The organism is Salinispora fenicalii (assembly GCF_000514815.1).
In the GTDB taxonomy this organism is placed as follows: Bacteria; Actinomycetota; Actinomycetes; order Mycobacteriales; family Micromonosporaceae; genus Micromonospora; species Micromonospora fenicalii.
On sequence record NZ_KI911472.1, the window covers coordinates 99,839 to 120,782 of the forward strand.

The 20,944-nt window shown below is 66.6% G+C and carries 15 protein-coding genes and 2 pseudogenes; 12 read left to right on the forward strand and 5 right to left on the reverse strand.

The features are described 5' to 3' along the window. Positions 1–59: 59 nt before the first annotated feature. From B116_RS0121450 to katG, 6 genes and pseudogenes are all read left to right on the forward strand, one after another. Positions 60–560 carry a SigE family RNA polymerase sigma factor gene (locus B116_RS0121450; protein WP_027661268.1) on the forward strand — a complete coding sequence of 167 codons (501 nt, stop codon included), beginning with the start codon at positions 60–62 and terminating at the stop codon, positions 558–560. Continuing rightward, positions 557–1,333 (forward strand): hypothetical protein, encoded by a 777-nt coding sequence (locus B116_RS0121455; protein WP_027661269.1) that lies wholly within the window; start codon positions 557–559, stop codon positions 1,331–1,333. The genes B116_RS0121450 and B116_RS0121455 overlap by 4 nt, the downstream gene beginning before the upstream one ends. A gap of 94 nt (positions 1,334–1,427) precedes the next feature. Continuing rightward, a pseudogene (locus B116_RS25680) lies at positions 1,428–1,670 on the forward strand (questin oxidase family protein); the annotation flags it as partial. A gap of 169 nt (positions 1,671–1,839) precedes the next feature. Further along, positions 1,840–3,297: a glycerophosphodiester phosphodiesterase family protein gene (locus B116_RS0121465; RefSeq protein ID WP_050591907.1), complete on the forward strand. Its 1,458-nt coding sequence runs from the start codon at positions 1,840–1,842 to the stop codon at positions 3,295–3,297. A 208-nt stretch (positions 3,298–3,505) separates the two neighbouring features. Continuing rightward, on the forward strand, positions 3,506–3,961 hold the full coding sequence (locus B116_RS0121470; protein ID WP_027661271.1) for a Fur family transcriptional regulator: 456 nt from the start codon (positions 3,506–3,508) through the stop codon (positions 3,959–3,961). Next, positions 3,958–6,234: a catalase/peroxidase HPI gene (gene katG / locus B116_RS0121475; protein WP_027661272.1), complete on the forward strand. Its 2,277-nt coding sequence runs from the start codon at positions 3,958–3,960 to the stop codon at positions 6,232–6,234. The genes B116_RS0121470 and katG overlap by 4 nt, the downstream gene beginning before the upstream one ends. A 113-nt stretch (positions 6,235–6,347) precedes the next feature. On the opposite strand, the gene B116_RS0121480 is transcribed toward katG, so the two are convergent. Further along, positions 6,348–7,058: a nucleoside/nucleotide kinase family protein gene (locus B116_RS0121480; RefSeq protein WP_033667798.1), complete on the reverse strand. Its 711-nt coding sequence runs from the start codon at positions 7,056–7,058 to the stop codon at positions 6,348–6,350. Between the two features lie 221 nt (positions 7,059–7,279). On the opposite strand from B116_RS0121480, the gene B116_RS0121485 reads away from it, so the two are divergent. Then, on the forward strand, positions 7,280–8,731 hold the full coding sequence (locus tag B116_RS0121485) for an FAD-dependent monooxygenase (protein ID WP_027661274.1): 1,452 nt from the start codon (positions 7,280–7,282) through the stop codon (positions 8,729–8,731). A 311-nt stretch (positions 8,732–9,042) separates the two neighbouring features. On the opposite strand, the gene B116_RS0121495 is transcribed toward B116_RS0121485, so the two are convergent. The 3 genes from B116_RS0121495 to B116_RS0121505 all read right to left on the reverse strand — a co-directional run bounded on the left by B116_RS0121495 (position 9,043) and on the right by B116_RS0121505 (position 13,035). After that, entirely contained in the window at positions 9,043–9,816 is a 774-nt protein-coding gene (locus tag B116_RS0121495; RefSeq protein WP_018723390.1) for a class I SAM-dependent methyltransferase, read from the reverse strand. 244 nt (positions 9,817–10,060) lie between these two features. Then, positions 10,061–10,930: a helix-turn-helix domain-containing protein gene (locus tag B116_RS0121500; RefSeq protein WP_027661276.1), complete on the reverse strand. Its 870-nt coding sequence runs from the start codon at positions 10,928–10,930 to the stop codon at positions 10,061–10,063. Between the two features lie 182 nt (positions 10,931–11,112). Beyond that, the gene (locus B116_RS0121505) at positions 11,113–13,035 is read right to left on the reverse strand and encodes a BTAD domain-containing putative transcriptional regulator (protein WP_027661277.1); all 1,923 of its coding nucleotides are present in this window, start codon (positions 13,033–13,035) and stop codon (positions 11,113–11,115) included. A 548-nt stretch (positions 13,036–13,583) separates the two neighbouring features. Here B116_RS0121505 and B116_RS0121510 point away from each other — a divergent pair. Beyond that, on the forward strand, positions 13,584–14,171 hold the full coding sequence (locus B116_RS0121510) for a DinB family protein (protein WP_027661278.1): 588 nt from the start codon (positions 13,584–13,586) through the stop codon (positions 14,169–14,171). A 127-nt stretch (positions 14,172–14,298) separates the two neighbouring features. Further along, positions 14,299–14,500: pseudogene (locus B116_RS28850) on the forward strand (hypothetical protein); the annotation flags it as partial. A gap of 141 nt (positions 14,501–14,641) precedes the next feature. Here B116_RS28850 and B116_RS0121515 read toward each other — a convergent pair. After that, positions 14,642–15,013 (reverse strand): nuclear transport factor 2 family protein, encoded by a 372-nt coding sequence (locus B116_RS0121515; protein ID WP_027661279.1) that lies wholly within the window; start codon positions 15,011–15,013, stop codon positions 14,642–14,644. Positions 15,014–15,314: 301 nt separating this feature from the next. Here B116_RS0121515 and B116_RS25685 point away from each other — a divergent pair, with 301 nt between their 5' ends. The 3 genes from B116_RS25685 to B116_RS25690 all read left to right on the forward strand — a co-directional run bounded on the left by B116_RS25685 (position 15,315) and on the right by B116_RS25690 (position 20,898). Further along, positions 15,315–16,730: an ROK family transcriptional regulator gene (locus B116_RS25685; protein ID WP_050591908.1), complete on the forward strand. Its 1,416-nt coding sequence runs from the start codon at positions 15,315–15,317 to the stop codon at positions 16,728–16,730. 206 nt (positions 16,731–16,936) lie between these two features. Next, the gene (locus tag B116_RS28700) at positions 16,937–17,068 is read left to right on the forward strand and encodes a hypothetical protein (protein WP_263404933.1); all 132 of its coding nucleotides are present in this window, start codon (positions 16,937–16,939) and stop codon (positions 17,066–17,068) included. 149 nt (positions 17,069–17,217) lie between these two features. After that, the gene (locus B116_RS25690; RefSeq protein WP_027661280.1) at positions 17,218–20,898 is read left to right on the forward strand and encodes a discoidin domain-containing protein; all 3,681 of its coding nucleotides are present in this window, start codon (positions 17,218–17,220) and stop codon (positions 20,896–20,898) included. Positions 20,899–20,944 lie beyond the last annotated feature (46 nt).

The following is a 20,944-nucleotide window of genomic DNA, read 5'->3' on the forward strand; positions in this document are numbered from 1 at the left end:
GGGGCGTCCGAATCAGGGGACCCATGCAACATTTCCAGGGCGTGCGGGGTAGTCATAGTATGAAGGTGCCTGCACTCCCGCCGGACGGGTCCGGGTTCGACGCGTTCGTGCGTCAGAGCGCCGCCGGGCTGCTGCGCTTAGGCAACATTCTGACGCTGGACCGAGCCGCCGCGGAAGATCTTGCCCAGGAGACCCTCATCCGCGTCGGGTTGGCCTGGTCACGGGTGCGCGCGGACGAAAATCCGGTCGGCTACGCCCAGCGCACCATGACCAACCTCTTCCTCAACGAACGACGACGTCGCCGGCCGATGCCGACCGACACCATCCCGGAAGCCGGGTACGAGGACAGGGCACTGGCCGCGGTGGAGTCGACCGCCGCGGTTCGGCGGATCCTCGCGAGCCTGCCACCGAAGCAGCGGGCCGCGATCGCCTTACGCTACGTCGCTGACCTGCCGGACGACGAGATCGGTCGCCTCCTGAATTGCACCGCGGCGACGGTGCGGTCGCAACTCTCCCGAGGTTTGTCCCGTCTCCGTACGACGATGTCAGCAGAAGGGTGAATTCAGTGTCCGAGCATCTCGCCGACGAGCTAGCCGAACTGGATAAAGGAGACTTCATGCTCCCGGTCACGGACGCTTTCGTCACCCGGGTGCATCGCGGCGTACGGCGACGTCGAATTTTTCGCGCGGGTGCGGCCGGCGGCGCGGTAGCCGCAACCGCCATCGCTGTCACTGTCGCGGCTTCCCTGACTGGGATTATCCAATCGGCTCCGCTTTCGAACTCGTCCACCGATCCGTCGGTGGCCGCCCCGCCGACCTTCGTTTTGTACCCGCTTTTCCAGCCACTGGACGACTACCGGATCACCTTCGTTCCGGAAGGGTTGCGGAACTATGTTCCGCAGCTTGGACCTGTGAGCTACGCCGTGTCGAAGAACCAACTGCACAACGACCGCGGGGTGCTCACCCCGACCGGTAGCGGAGCGGTCGCCGGCTCCGAGCATCCGACCGCCACGACAACACTCCGTAACTATGTGCGACACAACGGGGAGAAGTGGCTTTGGATTTCTGTGTTGCGCCCGGAACGGACGACGGCGGAGGTTGATCGGGAGCAGGTCACCGAGTGGCTGGTCGGCTGGTCCATCAAAGGCAAGGCGGTGATTGACATCTTCCCGGTTCCGGCGGGCCAGGCCCAGCTCACCAGATTTGTCGGCTCCAAGGTCACCGTCCACGAAGTGGTGATCACGACGCCCAGCGGTGCGGTGATCAATATTAGCGGGAATGGAGCGGTGCCCGTTGCGGACCTGAGGGCGGTGGCCGCCGGAATCCTGCCGTGACGATTCGTCGCTCGCCAGGAGTGCGGCTTACCACCAAGTGGAGGGCCGATGGTCAACGAGGTGGCGGTACGGATCGCGCGTCCGTGCACGGATCTTGCGTGCCGGCTGGGCCGCCACCGCGGCCGTCACCGCTGCGTACGCCCCGGCGATCGGAGAACCCGGGCCGCTGCTCGTGGCCGAACAGGATGCTGCCGAGGTTATGCGGCTCGCGGTGGACTCCGCCGACCCGCACGCCATCAAGTTTGCCGATACCGCGCTCGACGCGTACGCCGGCACCGGTGACGCTGCCCTGCTCGCCGCATCGGTACGCGCGACAGAACAGATCGGGCCGTGGTGAACTGGAGTACCCCGGTCCATGCCCTGTTTGTCACAGAGTATTCACCTCTGACGGGGGGAGTGGTCACGAACTCTTGGTGAGTCGTACGAGTCGGTCGGGCAGGTTGAGGCGGAGGCTGCGCCGGAAAGCGGCGCGAGCCGTTGATCGTCTGGTCTACCGGGAGTCGCTTGTGCGTACGAAGTGGTTGAGTGGGGCGCTGGCCGTGGTGGCCGCGGGTGCGCTGGTTGGTGTGGTGCCGCGGGTGGCGGGGGCGACCGCCTCGGTCGCGCCGACGGCGGTTGTTGAGTCGGCGCCGACTCCCACCATTGCGCAGGTGCGGGAGCAGTTCCTGCAGCACGGACCGGGTGCGGAGGTGCTGGTGGCGGCGCACCGTGGGCACTGGCGGGCCGCGCCGGAGCTGTCGCTGGCGGCGATTGACTCGGCGGTGGAGACGGGCGCGCATGTGGTGGAGATCGATGTGCGGCGTACGGCCGATGGGCATCTGGTGTTGATGCATGACAGCACGGTGGATCGGACGACGGACGGCACGGGTGCGGTGTCGGAGTTGACGCTGGCCGAGATAAAGCAGCTGCGGTTGAAGGTGGGCCTGGGCGGGAGTCAGGCGCCGTTGACCGATCAGCGGGTGCCGACGTTGGCGGAGGCGATGGACGTGGTGCGGGGCCGCTCCATGGTCAACCTGGACAAGGCATGGGAGATCCGGGACGAGGTGTATGACGTCCTGGTCGAGACGGACACGCTTGATCACGGCATCTTCAAGGGGCCGGCGAGGCTGGCGGACGCGCAGGCGTTTCTCAATTCCGACCCCGAGATCCTCTACATGCACAAGATCAACGACGACAACGTGGACGAGATCGGTGCGTTCACCGGTCGAGCTCCGCAGGCGTACGAGATCGGCTTCGACCGCCTGACTGACCCGCAGGTGCAGCCGGCGGCGTTGGCGGCAGTTCAGTCGCATGCCCGGGTGTGGATGAACACCTTGTGGTACGGCCAGGCCGCTGGTTACACCGATGAGTCGTCGTTGCGGGATCCGACGCAGGGCTGGGGTGCGGTGGTGGATCGGCACCAGGCGGACATGATTCAGACTGACAACCCGGAGCAGCTGGTGAGCTGGTTGGCCAGTCGGGACCAGGAGCACGGTGGTCGGGGGCGGTGGCCGTCGTTGCCGAAGGGTTCGGTGCGGGTGCAGGCCGAGGAGTACTCGCTGGCGGGTAAGGGGATCGGCTACCACGACCTGGATGACGAAAACCGGGGTGGCACGGCGGGCCGCCAGTACGAGGGCGTGGACATCTGCGACAGCAACGGCGCACTGGTGATGTGCTATATCCGCGGCGGCGAGTGGGTCAGGTACACGGTCGAGGTGCCGAAGTCGGGGACATACCGGGCGAGTGTGCGGCTGTCATCGCCGTACTTCCCGGCAGGTCGACTTTCGATCATCTTCGATGACAAGACGGTGTTCGGTCCGATGGAGGCGGTCGGTACGACATCACACAGCGCGCTCGAGTCCCAGTCGATTGCGGAGACGCACTTCCTGCGGAAGGGTGCGCACGAGTTCGAGGTGCGGATGGACGAGGCGGCGCACCAGAACTTCAACATCGACTACTTCCAGTTCGACCGCGTCAAGCACTGAGCGGCATCGACGGATCGCGGTGACCACGATTCTTGGCGGCCCCGAACCGCTGATTTCGTGGAGCCGTCGCGCGGCTCAGAGCGGCCACCCTTTCGGAAAAGTGGCCGCTCGTCGTCTCGGGCGAGGAGGTTCTCGACCTGCCCTAGCGGGGTCGGACCCGCCCGCCGTAAAACTTGATTCATTCCAGAAGACTGGCTATCGTCGTCGCGTGACGCCCGACTTCGAGACGCAGCTGCGGGCGGTCTCGTTGCGCGTGACCCGACCCCGGATGGCGGTGCTCGCCGCGCTGCGTGACCATCCGCATGTCGACACTGATGAGGTTATTGCCCTGGTTCGGGTAGATAATCCAACGGTGTCGCATCAGACCGTGTACGACGTGCTCCGCGCGCTCACCACCGCAGGCCTGGTGCGACGCATTCAACCAACCGGCGCCCCCGCTCGGTATGAGTCCCGGGTGGGGGACAACCATCACCACGTCGTGTGTCGGTCCTGCGGAGCGATCGCCGATGTCGACTGCGCGGTTGGCCACGCTCCCTGCCTCACCGCCTCCGACGACCACGGTTTCGTGGTGGATGAGGCGGAGGTTATCTACCGGGGCACCTGCCCCAACTGCATGAAATCGGACGCGCCTCCCGCGCTCCACCACGTGAAGGGAAGTAGATGAGCGACACTCAGGACAACGCCCCCGCCAGCGCGCAGGGCGTGGATCAGAAGGCGGCGGCCGGCTGTCCGGTCGCGCACGACTCCGTCACCGCACACGGCAGCGAGAGCGAGAGCCCGGCGATCGACTCTCCCACCGCGGTCGGTGGTGGCCGTCCGCGTACCAACCGGGACTGGTGGCCCAACCAGCTTGACCTGTCGGTGCTCTCCACCAACTCGGCGAAGGTCAACCCGTTGGGCGAGGACTTCTCCTACGCCAAGGAGTTCGCCAAGCTCGATGTCGAGGCCCTCAAGCGGGACATCACCGAGGTGCTCACCACCTCGCAGGACTGGTGGCCGGCCGACTTTGGCCACTACGGCGGTCTGATGATCCGGCTGAGCTGGCACGCCGCCGGCACCTACCGCATCCATGACGGCCGCGGTGGCGCCGGTGACGGCGGCCAGCGGTTCGCCCCGCTGAACAGCTGGCCGGACAACGTCAACCTGGACAAGGCCCGGCGGCTGCTGTGGCCGGTCAAGCAGAAGTACGGTCAGAAGATCTCCTGGGCCGACCTGCTCGTGCTCGCCGGCAACGTCGCCCTGGAGTCGATGGGCTTCAAGACGTTCGGGTTCGGTTTCGGCCGGGAGGATGTCTGGGAGCCCGAGGAGATCTTCTGGGGCCCAGAGGACACCTGGCTCGGCGACGAGCGCTACGTCTCCGCGCAGGAGCTCTCGGCGGACGTCGGGGCGACCGAGATGGGTCTGATCTACGTCAACCCGGAGGGGCCGCGGGGCAACGCGGACCCGGCCTCGGCGGCGTACTTCATCCGGGAGACCTTCCGCCGGATGGCGATGAACGACGAGGAGACGGTGGCCCTCATCGCCGGCGGCCACACCTTCGGCAAGACCCACGGTGCCGGGGTCGCCGACGATCACGTGGGCCCCGAGCCCGAGGGTGCGCCCCTGGAGGCGCAGGGTCTGGGCTGGATGAGCAACCACGCCAGCGGCGCGGGCGCCGACACGATCTCCAGCGGTCTTGAGGTGACCTGGACCGACCGGCCGACGCAGTGGAGTAACCGCTTCTTCGAGATCCTGTTCGGCTACGAGTGGGAACTCACCACCAGCCCCGGTGGCGCCAAGCAGTGGGTCGCCAAGGACGCCGAGGCGATCATCCCCGACGCGTACGACTCGACCAAGAAGCACAAGCCGACGATGCTCACGACCGACCTGTCGCTGCGCGTCGACCCGGCGTACGAGCGGATCTCGCGTCGCTTCCTGGAGAACCCGGACGAGTTCGCGTTGGCCTTCGCCAAGGCCTGGTACAAGTTGCTGCACCGCGACATGGGCCCGGTTAGCCGGTTCCTCGGGCCGTGGGTGCCGCAGACGCAGCTGTGGCAGGACCCGGTACCCGCCGTTGACCACGAGCTCGTCGGCGCAGCCGACATCGCCGCCCTCAAGACGAAGGTGCTTGAGTCTGGCCTGACGACCGCTCAGCTGGTCTCCACCGCGTGGGCCTCCGCGGCCAGCTTCCGTCACACGGACAAGCGCGGCGGCGCCAACGGTGCCCGGATCCGCCTCGAGCCGCAGCGCAGCTGGGAGGTCAACCAGCCCGAGCAGCTCGCCACCGTGCTGCCGGTGCTGGAGCAGATCCAGCGGGAGTTCAACGCCGCTGGTGGCACGAAGATCTCGCTCGCGGACCTGATCGTGCTGGCCGGCTCGGCCGCGGTCGAGAAGGCGGCGCGGGACGCTGGCGTCGAGGTGACCGTGCCGTTCCGGCCGGGTCGCACCGACGCCACCCAGGAGCAGACCGATGTTGAGTCCTTCCGGGTACTCGAACCGCGGGCCGACGCGTTCCGTAACTACCTGCGTCCCGGTGAGAAGACCCAGCCGGAGGTGCTGCTCGTTGACCGTGCCTACCTGCTCAACCTGACCGCACCCGAGATGACCGTCCTCATCGGTGGTCTGCGGGCGCTCGAGGCCAACGCCGGCGGCAGCCGGCAGGGCGTTCTCACCGACCGTCCCGGTGTGCTCACCAACGACTTCTTCACCAACCTGCTCGCCTCGGGCGCGCGGTGGAAGGCTTCGGAGTCCGCGGAGCACGGTTACGAGATTCGGGATCTGGCCACCGACAAGGTGAAGTGGACCGCCAGCGCGGTCGACCTCATCTTCGGCTCCAACTCGCAGCTGCGGGCGCTCGCCGAGGTGTACGCCAGCGAGGACGCGCGGGAGAAGTTCGTGCAGGACTTCGTCGCGGCCTGGACCAAGGTCATGGAGCTCGACCGGTTCGACCTCGCCTGATCAAACCCCACGACGAGCCCGGTCGACCCGACGAGGGTCGATCGGGCTCGTCGCTGTCCGGCCCAGCACCGGCAGCGGTGTCCGACCAGGGCGACCGGCGGCTGTGGCAGGTGTCAACCGTCCCGCCCGGCCGGCAGGATCCGCGGCCGGTCGAACACCGTGTTGTCGATGATCACGTCAACCAGCCGCAGGGGGCTCACCTCGGTCAGGTACAGCCGCATGGCCACCAGGTAGCGATCGCGGTGTATCGCCTCAGCTTCCGCGCCGGCCCAGGTCTGGTCCCGGTGGGTGCCGCGATGCACGGAAGTCTGCTCGTCGACGTCCAGCCAGATCCGATAGTCCCAGGAGTCATTGATCTCCGGGCGAAACGCGAACACGCCGTCGACGATCAGTACCGCATCCGCCGCCGCTTGGTTGACCACCTCACGGTGGTCACGTTGAGTTAGTGGGTCGATGCTGCACAACACGCATGCACCAGATCCCTCGGGGGCGACCGGCCGCAGCAACAGCCGCGCGACGGCTTCGTAGTCGTACGCGTTGCGGTAGTAACCCGCACCCGATTCCCGGTCATACCGGTGCCGATCCCGCCACGGTTTCTTGAAATCGTCCAGAGTGGCCCGTAGCACCGGTCGCCCCCGGGCGCTGATCCGCTGCGCCAGTTCATGGCCGAAGCTGGTCTTACCCGCAGCGGTCAACCCGTCGATGCCCACCCGCAGCCGTCCGTCACCGCACGCCAACACCCGCTCGGCGACCTCGGCGACCAACGCCGAGCGCACCGCCGACCCGGCGGCCGGTAGCGGCTGCTGCCACGTCGACACCGACATCTGCACCACGCCATGACCCTCCACGACCGGAATCTAACCCAGAGTTCACCAAGGACGACAGACGGTAGCAGCGGATCTGAACCGCTGCCATATTTTTATTGTCATCGAAGCCACAGTCATCACTCTCTGGTGGTGGAGGTGGTCGTCTGCGTAGGCTCATCGGTACGAGAAGAGCGAGCCCTCGCTCGTTTTTAACTTGGGGCGATCCCGCGCAACGGAGTGTGGAGGTGGCTGATCCGATGGACGAAACCACGTACGATGTCGTGATTGTCGGAGCCGGACCAACCGGGCTGCTGCTCGCCGGTGATCTCGCGGCGGCCGGGGTCCGGGTCGCTGTTCTGGAGAAGCGCCGCGACGAGTCGAACCTGACCCGAGCATTCGGGGTGCATGCTCGGACCCTCGAGCAGTTCGACGCGCGTGGGCTCGCCGACCAACTGGTCGAGACCGGCAAAGCGCTGGGCCGGCTCCGGTTGTTCGGCACGGTGTCGGTCTCCCTCGCGTCGCTGCCGACGCGCTTCCCGTTTCTGCTCGTCACACCCCAGTACCAGGTGGAGCGACTGTTGCTGGAACGCGCCGTCGCGGGTGGAGTCGATCTCTTCCGTGGCGCCCGGGTGATCAAGATCGAGTCAGGTCAGGATGAGGTGCAGCTGACCGTTGACCGCGATGGGGATGTTCACACGTTAACGGGCCGGTACGTCGTCGGCACTGACGGACGCCACTCCACGGTGCGGGAGCAACTCGGCCTGGACTTCCCGGGTAACTCCGTGCTCCGTTCACTGATCTTGGCTGACGTCCAGCTCACCGAGTCGCCGCCCGAAGTGCTGACGGTCCTGGGTAACCAGCACGGCTTCTGTCTCATCGTCCCGTTCGGCGACGGTTGGTATCGGGTCATGGCGCGGGACCCGAACTGGGAGCCGCCGGACAGCACGCCGGTCACCCTGGAGGAGATCGCCAACCTGGTGCGCCGGATCGCCGGAACTGACTACGGCATGCACAGTCCACGCTGGATGTCCCGGTTCCACAGCGACGAGCGGCAGGCCACCGCCTACCGGCAGGGGCGGGTGCTGCTCGCCGGTGACGCCGCCCACGTCCACTCGCCGGCCGGTGGCATGGGCATGAACACCGGTCTACAGGACGCGGCCAACCTGGGGTGGAAGCTCGCTGCCGTTGTGCACGGTCGGGCTGGTGACAGTCTGCTCGACACGTACGAGGCGGAGCGGCGGCCGGTCGGTCGAATGGTGCTGCGTACGAGCGGCGGGCTGATCCGGGCGGTGATCCTCCGTTCCTCGCTCGCGCGGGCAGCCCGCAACGGACTCTTCCGTGCCGGCATCGCCGTGCGGCCGCTGGGCGACCAGCTGCGAATGCGGCTCAGCGGGATCGGCGTACGCTATCCGGCCACCCGCGGCGCGCATCCGTTGGTCGGCCAGCGCGCCCCCGACCTCGCCGCCCAGGATGGGAGCCGGCTGTACACGGCGCTGCGAGGTGGCGGCTTCGTCCTGGTGGATCCGGATCCGAACGGCCCCGGCTACAACGACCTGGTGACGTTCCGCCCGGCGGAGCCGACCACACCGATGTTGGTGCGGCCCGACGGGTATGTCGCCTGGGCCGGCTCGACCGGGCCCGACCTGGATCGGGCCGTGTCCGCCTGGGGCGCTGCCCGACCAGCGTCGTGACCTGTTCCAGGTAGTTCCACTCGGTTCTCCCGTCCAGCAGGGTCACCCGGGAGCCGCGGGTCCCGTCGGGATCGCCGAACGGGAGTTGGCGATCACCGTCGGGGCCGCCGAATGCGGGCCGGCGATCACCGTTCGCTGCGTCGGTGGCGGGTGCTGCGGCCGCAATCGGGGCCTCCGAAGCTCATGTTGCTGATCTACTCTGGCCGTTTCTCCGAAACGGGTGAGAAGGGTGACATGAGCTACGACGACACCAACCGGCTGGATGAGCCGATAGATCGGCTGGCGGCTCGGGCGCTTGCCGCCCGGGCCGCTCAGTCTCCCCAGCGTAGGTAGGCCGGGGCCGGCCGCCCGGGCAGTAGCCGCAGCGGCGCGTGGTCCAGCCCGAGCACTTCCCGCACGGCGACGTTCTCGCCGGGCCACTTCGGGTTGTCCACCTCGTCGAAGGCGACAATGCTGCCCCTGGTCAGGCGCGGCCGAATGGCCTCCAGGACCGCCCTGGTCGGTTCGTACAGATCCAGGTCGAGGTAGGCCAGGGCGATGATGGTCTGTGGGTTCTCCTCCAGGTAGCGCGGCACGGTCTCCCGTACGTCGCCCTGGACCAGCACGCTGCGCTGGGTGACGTGACCGAAGAATTCACTCTGTTCGTGTGCGTCCAAGATCTCTCGTAGGTACGTCGGGTAGCCCTGCGGGGTGGCGAAGCGACCCTCGTACGCGGTCGGGCCTACCCGGTCGACGTCGTTGAGGTCGGGAAAGCCGGTGAAGGTATCGAAGCCCACGATGCGTCGCAGCGGGTTGTACGGTTCGTAGACTCCACGAAGGGCGGCGAAGGTGGCGAGGTGGCGGCCGTACCGGACCCCGAACTCCATGATCACGCCGGGGACGTCGAGGACCTGCCGGTACAGCGCGTCCATGGAGAGCAGGTCGGTCAGCTGATGCCGACGGAGGAAGAGCGGCAGATTGTTGATCATTTCCTCGGGCGGGATCGGCGAGGTGGCCAAAAGCTTGGTCAGCCGGAGCGCCGTCTCCGTCTCGGTGGGTGAGTCGTGTGCGAATGACCGCAAATCTTGGTTGTCATCTTTGTCCATTATCGACCTCCCGTCATGAGGGGGTGACATGATGGGCGAAAGCGTAGGGGAGGTCGGTCGGTGACACAATGGCATCGGTGCGGGGCTTCGACCTGAAAGAGGCTGTGTTTGGTGCTGGCTCGACGGCTCTTTCCGAGGTGGGCCGGTAGGTGCGGGTGAATTTTGCGGGTGCTCAGACTCCAGGCTTTGTTCAACTGCGGAGTTTCGGGTCAGCTGGCCGGGTGCCTTCTCGCATAAGGGAAAGCTATGCGATGGTCGCCCTGGTGGGCGCGGTGGCTAGCGGGGCTGACTCCGGACATCGTGGCGGTTCGGAGAGGTAGGCGAACGTCTCGATGATTCGGCCGACCGGGCCGATCGCCAACACCGGCGGGTCGGTTGGCTGCGGCGGTCCGATCAGGATTCGGCCGACCGTCGCGCCGCGCTGGGGCAGCTCCACCTCGGCAGTACCGATCAGGTAGCTCGTCGGCTCCTCATCGACCAGGGCGCTGATCAGCGTGCGGTGCGCCCGTGCCAGCACGATCTGGGCGTGGTAGGCGCTGGGTCGGGCGATGACCGGAACGGCCGAACTGCCGGCGGCTACCGTCCAAGCGGTCGGTACGTCGGTGCTCCGTCCCTTCCCGCGCAGGCCCACCAGCACCAGATCGCCGGGTTCGCTGTCGGGCACGAGCAGGGTCAGCCGGGGGCGGGTGACCACTGCGGCCGCGTGGTGGAGTCGGTCCGCCAGGACGTGGCAGCAGCGACCATCGAGCAGGCGTGCCACCTGCCGGAAGTGCCCCGGCGTGATACCGACCAGCCGGGAGAACTGAGTGGTGAAGGTGGCGGCGCTGGTATAGCCGACGCAGCGACTGATCGCGGTGACGGTCCGATCCGTGTGCAGCAGCAACCGCCGTGCCTCCGCCATACGTAGTGCGGCGAGGAAACGGGCCGGAGTCATCGTGGTCACGTCTCGGAACAGCCGATGGAAGTAGAAGGGGCTGAACGGCGCTACCCGAGCCAGGTCGGCCAGTTGCAGCGGCTCCGCCAGGTGCTGGCGCATGTAGTCGATCGCCTGTGCCGCGGCTGCCTTTCGGGCCTGGTCCGCCAAGTAGGCCGAGAGGCCTGAGGTTGAATTCATACGAGCCCCCTGTACGGTTGTTCGGGCACCCACCGAGAATTCTGCTGAGACCTCCTTGAACTTTTCTTGAAGCCGCCATCACGCATCACCTGGTGTGGGGGTATGTGGCGTCGCGCCGCTTGCGGGCTATGGCCAGCAAAGTAGCGGAATATAATTCAGGAAGATTTGCGACTGCCCTTGGTTCAAGCGCCGAGGTGGCAACCGCATGTGCACCCTGTTGAGGGCGGTGCGCCCACGCAACCGCCCTCCTGGAACAGCTGCCGAGCCAATGCGTGAACCGTGCCGAGCATGTGGTAAGTGCGGCCGCCAGGACCGTGCCGAACCTCCAACACCGATTTGTCAACCAATCGGTCCAGTAGCACCCGCACGGCGCGGGGATCACCGATCAGCGCCGCATCCGCACCGGTGCCGGCGCCGGCGCCCGCGCCGGCACCCGCAGCGGCCGTTAGGTCGAAGTCGGCGGGCATCGCCCCGAGCCCGGTAAAGCAGCGCAGCTCCGCCGTGTCGAGCAGCTCAATGCTGCGGTGCACAGCAGCGTGTAGCGACCGATGGTGACTCGGCACCCCTCGCCGCGGCGGCTGGAGCCAATGCAGCGGATCGGTGACAATCTCAACCAGGGCGTCCAGGCGTTGCGTCCGCAGACACGCTGCGGCCAGCTCGATGGCGAGGGGGAGGCCGTCAAGGGCCCGGCACACCGTGGTGACCCCCGGCAGCGTGGGCTCGTCGAGTTGGAAGCTCGGCTGCACCTGTGTGGCCCGTCGGGCGAACAACTGTTGCGCGGGTGGGGGTGCCGTCGATCCTGGTTCCGGATCGGTGCGCAGCGGCCGGACCGGATACACCGCCTCGTACCGCATCCCGAGTAACTCGCGTGAGGTCAACAGGACGGTGAGGCCGGGACAACCCCGGAGTAGTTCGTCCGCCAGGTCAGCCGCCGCGTCGGTGACCAACTCGGCGTTATCGATCACGAGCAGCAGCCGTCGGTCCTCCAGCTGACGTACCAGGGGCACGGGTGCTTCCGTCGTTCGCCGCGGTCGGGAAGCGACGACAGCCATCACCGCCCGCTCGAGCGCGGCCCCGGTGCGTACGTTCGTCAGGTCGACCACCGCCACCCCATCGGCGTGCCGCCCCCGTTGCTGCTCGGCGACGGCCAGGCCGAGCGCGGACTTGCCTACCCCGGCCGGGCCGGTGAGGCTAACTAGGCGGTATCCGTCGAGCAGGTCGTTGATGGCGGCAAGATCGGCCGATCGCCCGGTCAGTTCGTCGATCAAGGGTGCGGCCCCGCGCCACGGTGGCGCGTGCGCCGGGTTCCGCCGGTGGGTGGGCGACGAGGCCAGCTTGGCGTCTAACACCTCGCGGTACGCCGCGGACAGTTCGGGCCCCGGGTCTACCCCGAGGTCAAGCCGAAGCCGCCCGCGGACCTCGGCGTACCGTTCGATGGCCCGAGCCCGTTGGCCGATTCGGGCCAGCGTCTGCAACAGCCGGGCCTGCACCCGCTCGTTGAGGGGCTCGGTCAGGGCCAGTTGTTCGGCCACGGGCAGGACTGCCTCTGCCCGGCCCAGTTCCAGCCCGAGGCCGACATAGTTGAGCGCCGCGGCCAGGAACTCCTGCCGCAGCGGGCGGATGTCATCCTGCTCAATCAGGAGCGCGGCCAACTCGCCGACCTGGGGATCTCGCCACCGACCAAGGCTCTCGCCGAAGCGGGCGAAGGCGCCGGTCGGCTGGCCGCGTTCGTGGAGGGATGCGGCCTCTCGGACTTCGGTACGAAACGCGTGGAGGTCGAGTTGCCCGACGCCGACCGCCAGCCGGTACCCGCCGGGTACCGAGGCGATGACGTTGGTTCGTTGATGGCGTGGTGTGTCCGGTTCCAGCACCTGGCGCAGCCGGGCAACGTAGGTGTGCACGAGGTTGGTGGCCCGGGTCGGTGACTGTCCCGCCCAGAGCGTGGCGATCACATCATCGAGCGGCACGTGTCGTCCGGCCCGAAGTGCCAAAAGGGCGAGAATTGCTCGCTGTTTCGGGGGGCCTAGGTCGATCACGTTACCGCGGATCGTCGCTTGGATTGGACCGAGGATCTGAATATGAGGGCCGATCTCGATCCGGCTCATGTTCCCCCCCAAGCTGTTGGGGTGCTGCGCTCGTTTCGTAGCTATTTTAGGTTAGGTTTCGAGGTGCCTAAAGTGGCTATTCGGAGAGCCACGAGGAGGACGATCTTTCCCCGCCCGTGCCCGGTCTCGATTGAGCGGTACCGTCAGGCGTCAGGGCGCGTACCCGCTCGACCAGTCCAGCGCCGTAGGTCACCGGGATCACGCCCACCTTGTCCCCCACCGGATGCCCCAGCGACGCCCTCGCCCACCTGGTCGACGACGCCCGCGTACTCATTACCGGGTACGACCGGGAAGGTGTTGTTCACTGTCGGCGGTGCCCACCCCTTCCTGATGGCGGCGTCGAAGAGTTTGACCCGGTCGATCGCACGCGGCGCGCAGGTGGCCGGGGGCGGCCTGCGGGCTGGCGACCTCGGTCAGCGTCAGAACCTCCGACCCACCGAAGGGCGTCAAGACGGCAGCTTCATAAGGGTCACTTCTCACTTCCCTGTGTCCTGGATCTGATTTGATCCCATTTCTGCTGGTGTTGGCCCGATGGCAGACTGGCGGGCATGGCTGACATGCGTGACCCGAAGGGCGTACTGCACCACTACCTACAGGCGGCCCGTGACGATCTGGTCTGGAAGCTCGACGGGCTGGGCGAACGCGAGGCGCGATGGCCGCGTACGTCAACCGGCAACAACCTGCTGGGAATCCTCAAACACTGCCTCAATGTCGAAGCTGCCTACTTTGGTCCTACCTTCGGGCGTGAGTTCCCCACGCCGGAGGAACTGGTTTCAGCGGAGGCGTATGAGAAGGATTCGCAGGCGGACTGGTATGCGGAGGTAGACGAGACGAAAGATGGGCTGATCGAGCTGTATCGTCGGGTGGCCGTCTTTGCGGACCAGACGATCGAGCAGCTTCCCCTTGATGCCCCCGGGCGGGTGAGTTGGTGGCGACCAGACCGGCAGGATGTGACCCTGCAACGAATCATCGTTCACGTCACCTGTGACCTGACCCGTCACGTGGGCCAGGCTGACATCCTGCGCGAGCAGCACGATGGAGCGATCGGTTGGCATGCGGGCAATACCAGCGTTCCCGACTACGACTGGTCGGGCTATGTCGTACGGCTGACCGATCTCGCCCAGCGATTCGGATAGCGCACGGTCTGCGCGACCACGTGCGTGGCGCTCGCGGGTTGCCTTCCTGAGGACCTGCCCCGCGACCGCAGCCATCTCCCATTGCCCGGTTGGCCGAGTTCGACACGCACCTGGCGGATCAACTGCTAGCGGCCTTGAGGTCACCGATCGGATCAAGTTGCGCTACCCGCCCCACCGGGAGGAAGCCGCCCGGGCTTTGGTACATCGGGCCCTCGTAGCCGACGAGGTACTTGCGACTGACTGTGCCGAGGGCACGCCTACCTGGCCGGACGCGGAGTTGCTCACCCGATGAGTCACTCGGCCTGACCTTTTGGCTCCAGCGCGCCTGAGGTGTTGGCGCCCGGGCCAGGAAGGCACCGCCTGGATGATCCGGGCTGGCCTCCCTGGTCTGGATCATCCAGGGCGACGCTGTGGTGGCGCCGCCCCGGATGGCTGCTTTGCTGACCGCTGACCGCGCGGTCGCTGCGCGGTCAGCTGGCGGTGGGCTCCTTGTCGAGAAAGCCGTACACCGCGGTGAGTCGTCCGTCGTCGTCGGCCTTGACCACGTCGAAGCCAATGGCGACCGGCTCCGCTGCCCCGGCTGGGACGAGGTGCCAGGTGAAGCGGGCAATGTCGTGATGGGTGTCGACCGGCCCGGCCAGGGTGAAGGTCATGCCCGTGACCTGCGCCTGGACGGCGCTGATAAACCCGTTGATCGCCTCGTATCCACTGACGTCTGCCTTTGGGTCCGTATAGGTCGCGGTCTCGGTACAGATACTGCGCATCTTTTCGACCCGACGCATTGGGTCTGTCTCGTTCCATAGGCCGATGTAGCGCTGGACGGTGTTGGCAAGGTCGCTCATGACTGCGGATCCTCTCGTCTCGGAAGTCACGCGGTGTTCTCCGTGCCCCTGAAGATTCGCCCCGCCGGCGGCGCGGTGTCGATTATCTGCTAGGTAATGGCTGGTCCCGGGGCCTGGTTGGGGTGCCCGTCGCCGCGATGGCCCGCGTCGTCCTCGGATTAATCGGGTCGGGTTCACCCTGGGACGTGCGGATGTTGATTCACCTCAACCAGATGATCGATATCGCTCGAAATAATCTTGTTCGAGTCTATTGCTTGGAGTTACTTCAGACCTTAGATTAAGACTCGACTTTAGGAGTGCCATGAAGGGGCGAAACAGCGTAAAAGACATCCGGGTCCGCAACCGGGCTGCGGTGCTCCGACGGGTGGTGTTGGTGGGCGAGACCACTCGAGCCGTACTGGCCAACGAGTGCGCGTTGTCCCCGGCGACGGTGACCAGTGTGGTTGGCGATCTTATCCGCGAAGGGCTGGTCGAGGAGCATGGATCGCTGCCCTCCGACGGGGGAAGGCCGATCGCCCGGCTGCGTCCGGTCGGTGCCGGAGCCCATCTGATCGGTGTTGATGTCGGTGAACACGGCGTGACTGCCGAACTGTTCGACCTTTCGCTGCGGCGGATGGACCGGGTTTTCCACCGACTCCCCACCCGGGTCACCAGCCCCGGTCAGGTCGCTGACACGTTGGGTGCGGCTTTCCATCAGCTCCGTACAGCCAATCCTGAATCGGATGAAACGTTGATTGGGATTGGTCTAGGGCTGCCGGGCATTGTCGGCACAGCCGAGGACGGCACGAATATCATCCATGCCCAGAGTCTCGGGTGGGAGCCGACCGCACTGGGCGAGGTGGTTGGCTCCACCGATGTGCCGATCTTCGCCGACAACGGTGCCAAGACCCTGGCCATGGCCGAGACCTGGTTCGGTGCGGCCGCCGGTCAGAGCCACAGCATTGTCGTGCTCATGGGACGTGGTCTCGGAATCGGGGTCATTGCCGGCGGGCAACTGCTGCGCGGGTCATCGAGTAGTGCTGGTGAATGGGGCCACATCAAGGTCTCGCTCGGCGGCCCGACCTGCCAGTGTGGTGCCCGCGGCTGTCTCGAGGCGTACGTGGGCGGAAGTGCGGTCGTCGGTCGTTGGCGCAGGGCCGGCACCGACGTGACCGGATCAGACGAGGAGGCGTTGGCCGGTCTCCTCGACGCCGCCGACAGCGGAAATGCGACAGCTGCCCGACTGCTCGACGAGACGCTGGAAATTCTGGGGCTGGGGCTGGCAAATCTGGTCAACCTCTTCAATCCCGATCAGTTGGTGATAGGTGGATGGGCCGGCCTGCGCTTGGTGGAGCGTCGGCACGCCCAGCTCGATCAGTACATCGCTGAATTTGCGCTGATGCGACCGGCGGACAACGTGACGACTGTGCTCAGCAAGGTTGGCGACGACGCGGTGGCCCTCGGTGCCGCACTACTGCCGCTGGAGCAGTTTATCGATGGAAACCTGCCGGCGAGGAGCGCGCCGCTGTCGAACGGAACCAGATCACTCCTGGCGCATTCTGTGCGAGCTGCTGGCCAACGTCGCCCCATCCGCCTGCCACTATCGCCGGGACATCATCAACGCCCTGCTGCGCCGGTCACCGCTACGGCTGCCGGCGACCGATTTCTCGTTTCGGGGTCCGGGCCGCTCCTATCGGACCAGTGGAGCCACCCCACTGACCGAGTTCCGCTCCGATGACCAGGTCACCATCGTCCGATCGCCGCAGGCCCGCGGCAGGCCGCTGGACTTCGCGCACACTGATGGTGCCCCCCGCGCCGGCGACGACCAGTTGCTCGTACGGCTTTGTCCCGGCGACTGGGGCAGCTACGACGTTTACCTCGCCACCCCCAGCCGACTACAGATCACCGTACTGGCCACTGGCGACCTGACCCTGCAGCTCGACGATGAGCCCCTGGCGCCAACTGCGGGCACCGTCACCACACCGGATCCCGGTGCCAACGGGCCGGCACACCCTCCAGCTCATCGCCACCACCGCCGTCGTTCTCGACGGGCTGCAGGTCACGCCCGCCGCCTGACCGGTCAACGGAGGTAGCTCCGTTGTCGCGTTCTGTCGGCGGACCGCCACAGCCCGGCCACTCAGGTCGAGCGCACCCCTCGGTGGGGTCACCGGAAGCGCTCGGCGCACCACCGCTGTCCGTCGAAGGACTCACCCCCGGGAGCCCACATGCGTATCCGTCCCGACGCACATACCGTCCGCCCACGACGGTTCCCCCTGCTGCTCACCCTCGTACTCGTGCTGATCGCTCCGGCGGTCGCGGTCGTCCCCGCGGCGCCACCCGCGCAGGCCGACCTGGGCGCCAGCGACTTCCTCAAGGCCGACGGCCCGGTCCTACGTCGTGCCAGCGGTACCGGCGATGTCGTCACCCTGCGCGGCACCAATCTCGGCGGCTGGCTCACCTACGAGGACTGGATGTCACCGCTGGGGGAGTTCGCCCTGGACCGAACCGACTGGGCTGCCTCCGCCTCAGTCAGCAGCACCACCGCCGCCGCTGCACTTGACGGTAGCGGCGCGACTCGCTGGACCCCCGGCACCGGCCAGACCAGCGGAGAGTGGTTCCAGGTCGACCTCGGCACGCCGACCCTGTTCAACCGGGTTTACCTCGACGCTGCCGGGTTCACTGGCACGGCCCCCGTCTCCTACCGCATCCAGGCATCGAGTGACGCCAGTGCCTGGAAAGATGTCGCCAGCGGACTCGGTGGCGAGCAACTGCTGGCCGTCCCGTTCAGCCCTCAGATTGCCCGGTACGTGCGGGTCACCCAGACCAGCGCGGGGGCGGCCCCCTGGTCAATTGCCGAGTTCAACCTCTTCTCCGATTCAGTGCTGCACAACGGTCCGGCCTCCGCCAGCGCCTTCGCCACCGCCGCCGGGCACAGTCCGGCCAAGGCGATCGACGGCGACGTCAACACCAGGTGGACCAGCGGCGTCGCACAGACGCCCGGCCAGAGCTTCACGATCGACCTCGGCGGTAGCAAGCCGGTCAACAAGGTGCTCGTCGACTCCGGTCCCGCCGCCACTGGCGACTACCCCCGCGGCTATGAGCTGCTCTCCTCCGCCGACGGGGTCAGCTGGAGCAAGGTCGCCAGCGACTACGCCCGTACCCGGATTGTGGTCATCGAACTGTTTACCACCACCCACGCCCGCTACCTGCGCCTGGTGCAAACCGGTAGTTCCGCGAACTGGTGGTCGATCGCCGAGGTCGCGATCACCTCGGAGGGTACGTTCGACCGGACCGGATGGAGCGTCACGGCCTCCTCCACCGAACCGGGCGGGTCAACCGCCAACCTCGTGGACGGCAACCCCGGGACCCGGTGGAGTAGCGGTGCCGGGCAGACCGGCGGCGAATGGCTTCAGGTTGACCTCGGTGCTACCCAAACCCTTAACCAGATTGTCCTGAGTACCGCGAAGAATTCCGTGGACGAGTACGACTACCCCCGTGGCTATCGAGTCCAGGTGTCCGCCGACGCCAGCAACTGGACCACCGTCGCCACCGGCGTCGGTAACGAGAAGGCCACACCGATCAACTTTCCGGCGGCCCGCGGCCGGTATTTCCGAATCACCCAGACCGGCAGCTCGGGCAGTTGGTGGTCGGTCGGTGAACTGACCGCGGCACTCAACAACGACGACTACTCGATGAACCTGGCCTACCAGCGGCGGTTCGGCCCGACCACCACGGAGAGCATCATCAGCCGACACCAGCAGACCTGGATCACCGAGTCAGATCTGAACAATCTGCAGGCAATGGGGATGAACCTGATCCGGGTACCGATCGGCTGGACCGAGCTACTCAACCTTGACGGGACGTGGAAGTCGGACCCTTGGTCAATGATTGACTGGTTGGTTGTCGAGGCGGACAAGCGCGACATGTACGTCCTGTTCGACTTACACACTGTCCCCGGTGGTGGCTGTCCGTGGGGTAGCTGCGGGCGGATCGGACCCAACCCCAATGGATTCTGGACCACCCCGACCTATCAGGACTGGGTCGTCAATATCTGGGAGGCCATCGCCAGCCGGTACGTGGGCAACGCGGCCGTCGCCGGCTATGACCTGATCAACGAGCCACTGCTCGACTACGGCGAGGACGCCGACGACATCGGCCAGAAGAGCGCCTACTACGACCGGCTCTACGACGCCATCCGCGCCATCGACCCCGACCACCTCATCGTGATGGCGGCCTTCTTTGGCTGGGACGCCATCGCCCCGCCCGCCCAGTACGGCTGGACGAACGTCATGTACGAGGTGCACCCGTACGACTTCCCGGGCGGCAAGGACCACGGCGCACAGGAGTCCCTGGTCAATACCCAGCTCGCGGAGGTAGCGGCGAGGATCAACGACCCGACCTGGGGGGCGCCGGTCCTCTACGGCGAATACTCGCTTTATCACAATGACGACCTCTGGGCCAAGTTCATGGGCGGCCTCAATGCACTTAATGTGTCCTGGGCCAATTGGAATTACAAGGTTCGCGGCGACCACTACAACGGTGGCGGGGGCTACTGGGGCTTCTACAACAGCAACTCGAATCCAGTGCCGATCATCAATAGTGATACTCCGGCAACCATCATGGCTAAGACTGACAAATTCGCCACTACATATTTCCAGCCCAACACTACCTTCATGGACGTGGTGAGCCGGTTCACCCGCGGCCAGCCGTGGCTGGCCACCATTCCGCTGGACCAGGCTGGCTGGACCGCCACCGCCTCGTCAACCGAGGCCGGCGGCGAGCCGGCGAACGCCCTGGACTGGAATCCCAACACCCGGTGGAGCACCGGTCTCCCGCAGGTCGGTGGCCAGTGGTTCCAGGTCGACCTTGGCGCAAAGCGGGTCTTCGACCAGGTCTCCTTCGAGACCCGCAGCGACCAGCGGTGGGACTATCCGCGCGGCTACCAGATCCAGGTCTCCGACGACGGCATCACCTGGACCACAGTACGTAGCGGGCAGGGCTGGGGCTGGAAACAGGCGCTGCCTTTCGCCCCGCAGTACGCCCAGTTCGTGCGGGTCACCCAGACCGCTGTCGGACCCGACTGGTGGTCCATCGCTGAGTTCCACGTCTACGGCACGCCGGCGTTGGACCGCAGCGGCTGGACCGTCTCGGCATCGGCCGCCGGAATCGGCAGCCCGGCGAGGAACGCTGTCGATTCGAGCCAGATCACCCGGTGGAGCGCGGGGGCAGGACAAGCCCCCGGGCAGTACTTTCAGGTCGACCTGGGCGTGGCACAACCTTTTCACCGGCTGCTGCTCGACAGCAGCGGCTCCCCGGGGGATGGTCCGCGCGGGTACCAGGTCCAGGTATCGCCCAACGGCAGCAGCTGGACCACCGTGCACACCGGCTCCGGAAGCGGGTCCATGGTGCTGGCGGAGTTCCCGGCCCAGTTCGCCCGCTACGTCCGGGTAGTGCTCACGGCCACCTCAAACAGCTGGTGGTCTATCCATGACCTGCAGGTGTACGGCGAGCGGGAACGCGATCGAAGTGGCTGGTCAGTCACCGCGTCGGCGACCGGGGCGGGAGTTTCGGCCGGCCACGCGGTGGACGGCGATCCCGGCACCCGGTGGACCACCGGCGCGGCGCAGGCCGCCGGCGAGTGGTACCGGGTTGACCTCGGCGCGGGTAGCTGGTTCAACCATGTCGTGATCGACGCGGGGGCCGGCAGCCCTGGGGACCAACCACGCCGGTTCAACGTGGAGACCTCGAACGATGGCTCGAACTGGACGACCATCGCGACCGGATTCGGAACGGACCAGGTCACCACCGTCAACGTCCCCATCACCCAAGCCCGGTACCTGCAGCTCCGGCTGACGGGTGGGACGGCAAACTGGTGGTCCATCGCCGACCTGCGGGTCTTCGAGTAGGTCACACTCCTCGGTGCGGACCTGCCGGCGGGAAGCGCCGGCAGGT

Excerpts from the sequence above, each read along its gene's own strand:
- B116_RS0121450 (WP_027661268.1), top strand. The coding sequence starts at position 60 with ATGAAGGTGCCTGCACTCCCGCCGGACGGGTCCGGGTTCGACGCGTTC.
- katG (WP_027661272.1), top strand. The coding sequence starts at position 3,958 with ATGAGCGACACTCAGGACAACGCCCCCGCCAGCGCGCAGGGCGTGGAT.
- B116_RS0121480 (WP_033667798.1), bottom strand. The coding sequence starts at position 7,058 with ATGTCGGTGTCGACGTGGCAGCAGCCGCTACCGGCCGCCGGGTCGGCG.
- B116_RS0121495 (WP_018723390.1), bottom strand. The coding sequence starts at position 9,816 with ATGGACAAAGATGACAACCAAGATTTGCGGTCATTCGCACACGACTCA.
- B116_RS0121500 (WP_027661276.1), bottom strand. The coding sequence starts at position 10,930 with ATGAATTCAACCTCAGGCCTCTCGGCCTACTTGGCGGACCAGGCCCGA.
- B116_RS0121505 (WP_027661277.1), bottom strand. The coding sequence starts at position 13,035 with ATGAGCCGGATCGAGATCGGCCCTCATATTCAGATCCTCGGTCCAATC.
- B116_RS0121510 (WP_027661278.1), top strand. The coding sequence starts at position 13,584 with ATGGCTGACATGCGTGACCCGAAGGGCGTACTGCACCACTACCTACAG.
- B116_RS0121515 (WP_027661279.1), bottom strand. The coding sequence starts at position 15,013 with ATGAGCGACCTTGCCAACACCGTCCAGCGCTACATCGGCCTATGGAAC.
- B116_RS25685 (WP_050591908.1), top strand. The coding sequence starts at position 15,315 with ATGAAGGGGCGAAACAGCGTAAAAGACATCCGGGTCCGCAACCGGGCT.
- B116_RS28700 (WP_263404933.1), top strand. The coding sequence starts at position 16,937 with ATGAGCCCCTGGCGCCAACTGCGGGCACCGTCACCACACCGGATCCCG.
- B116_RS25690 (WP_027661280.1), top strand. The coding sequence starts at position 17,218 with ATGCGTATCCGTCCCGACGCACATACCGTCCGCCCACGACGGTTCCCC.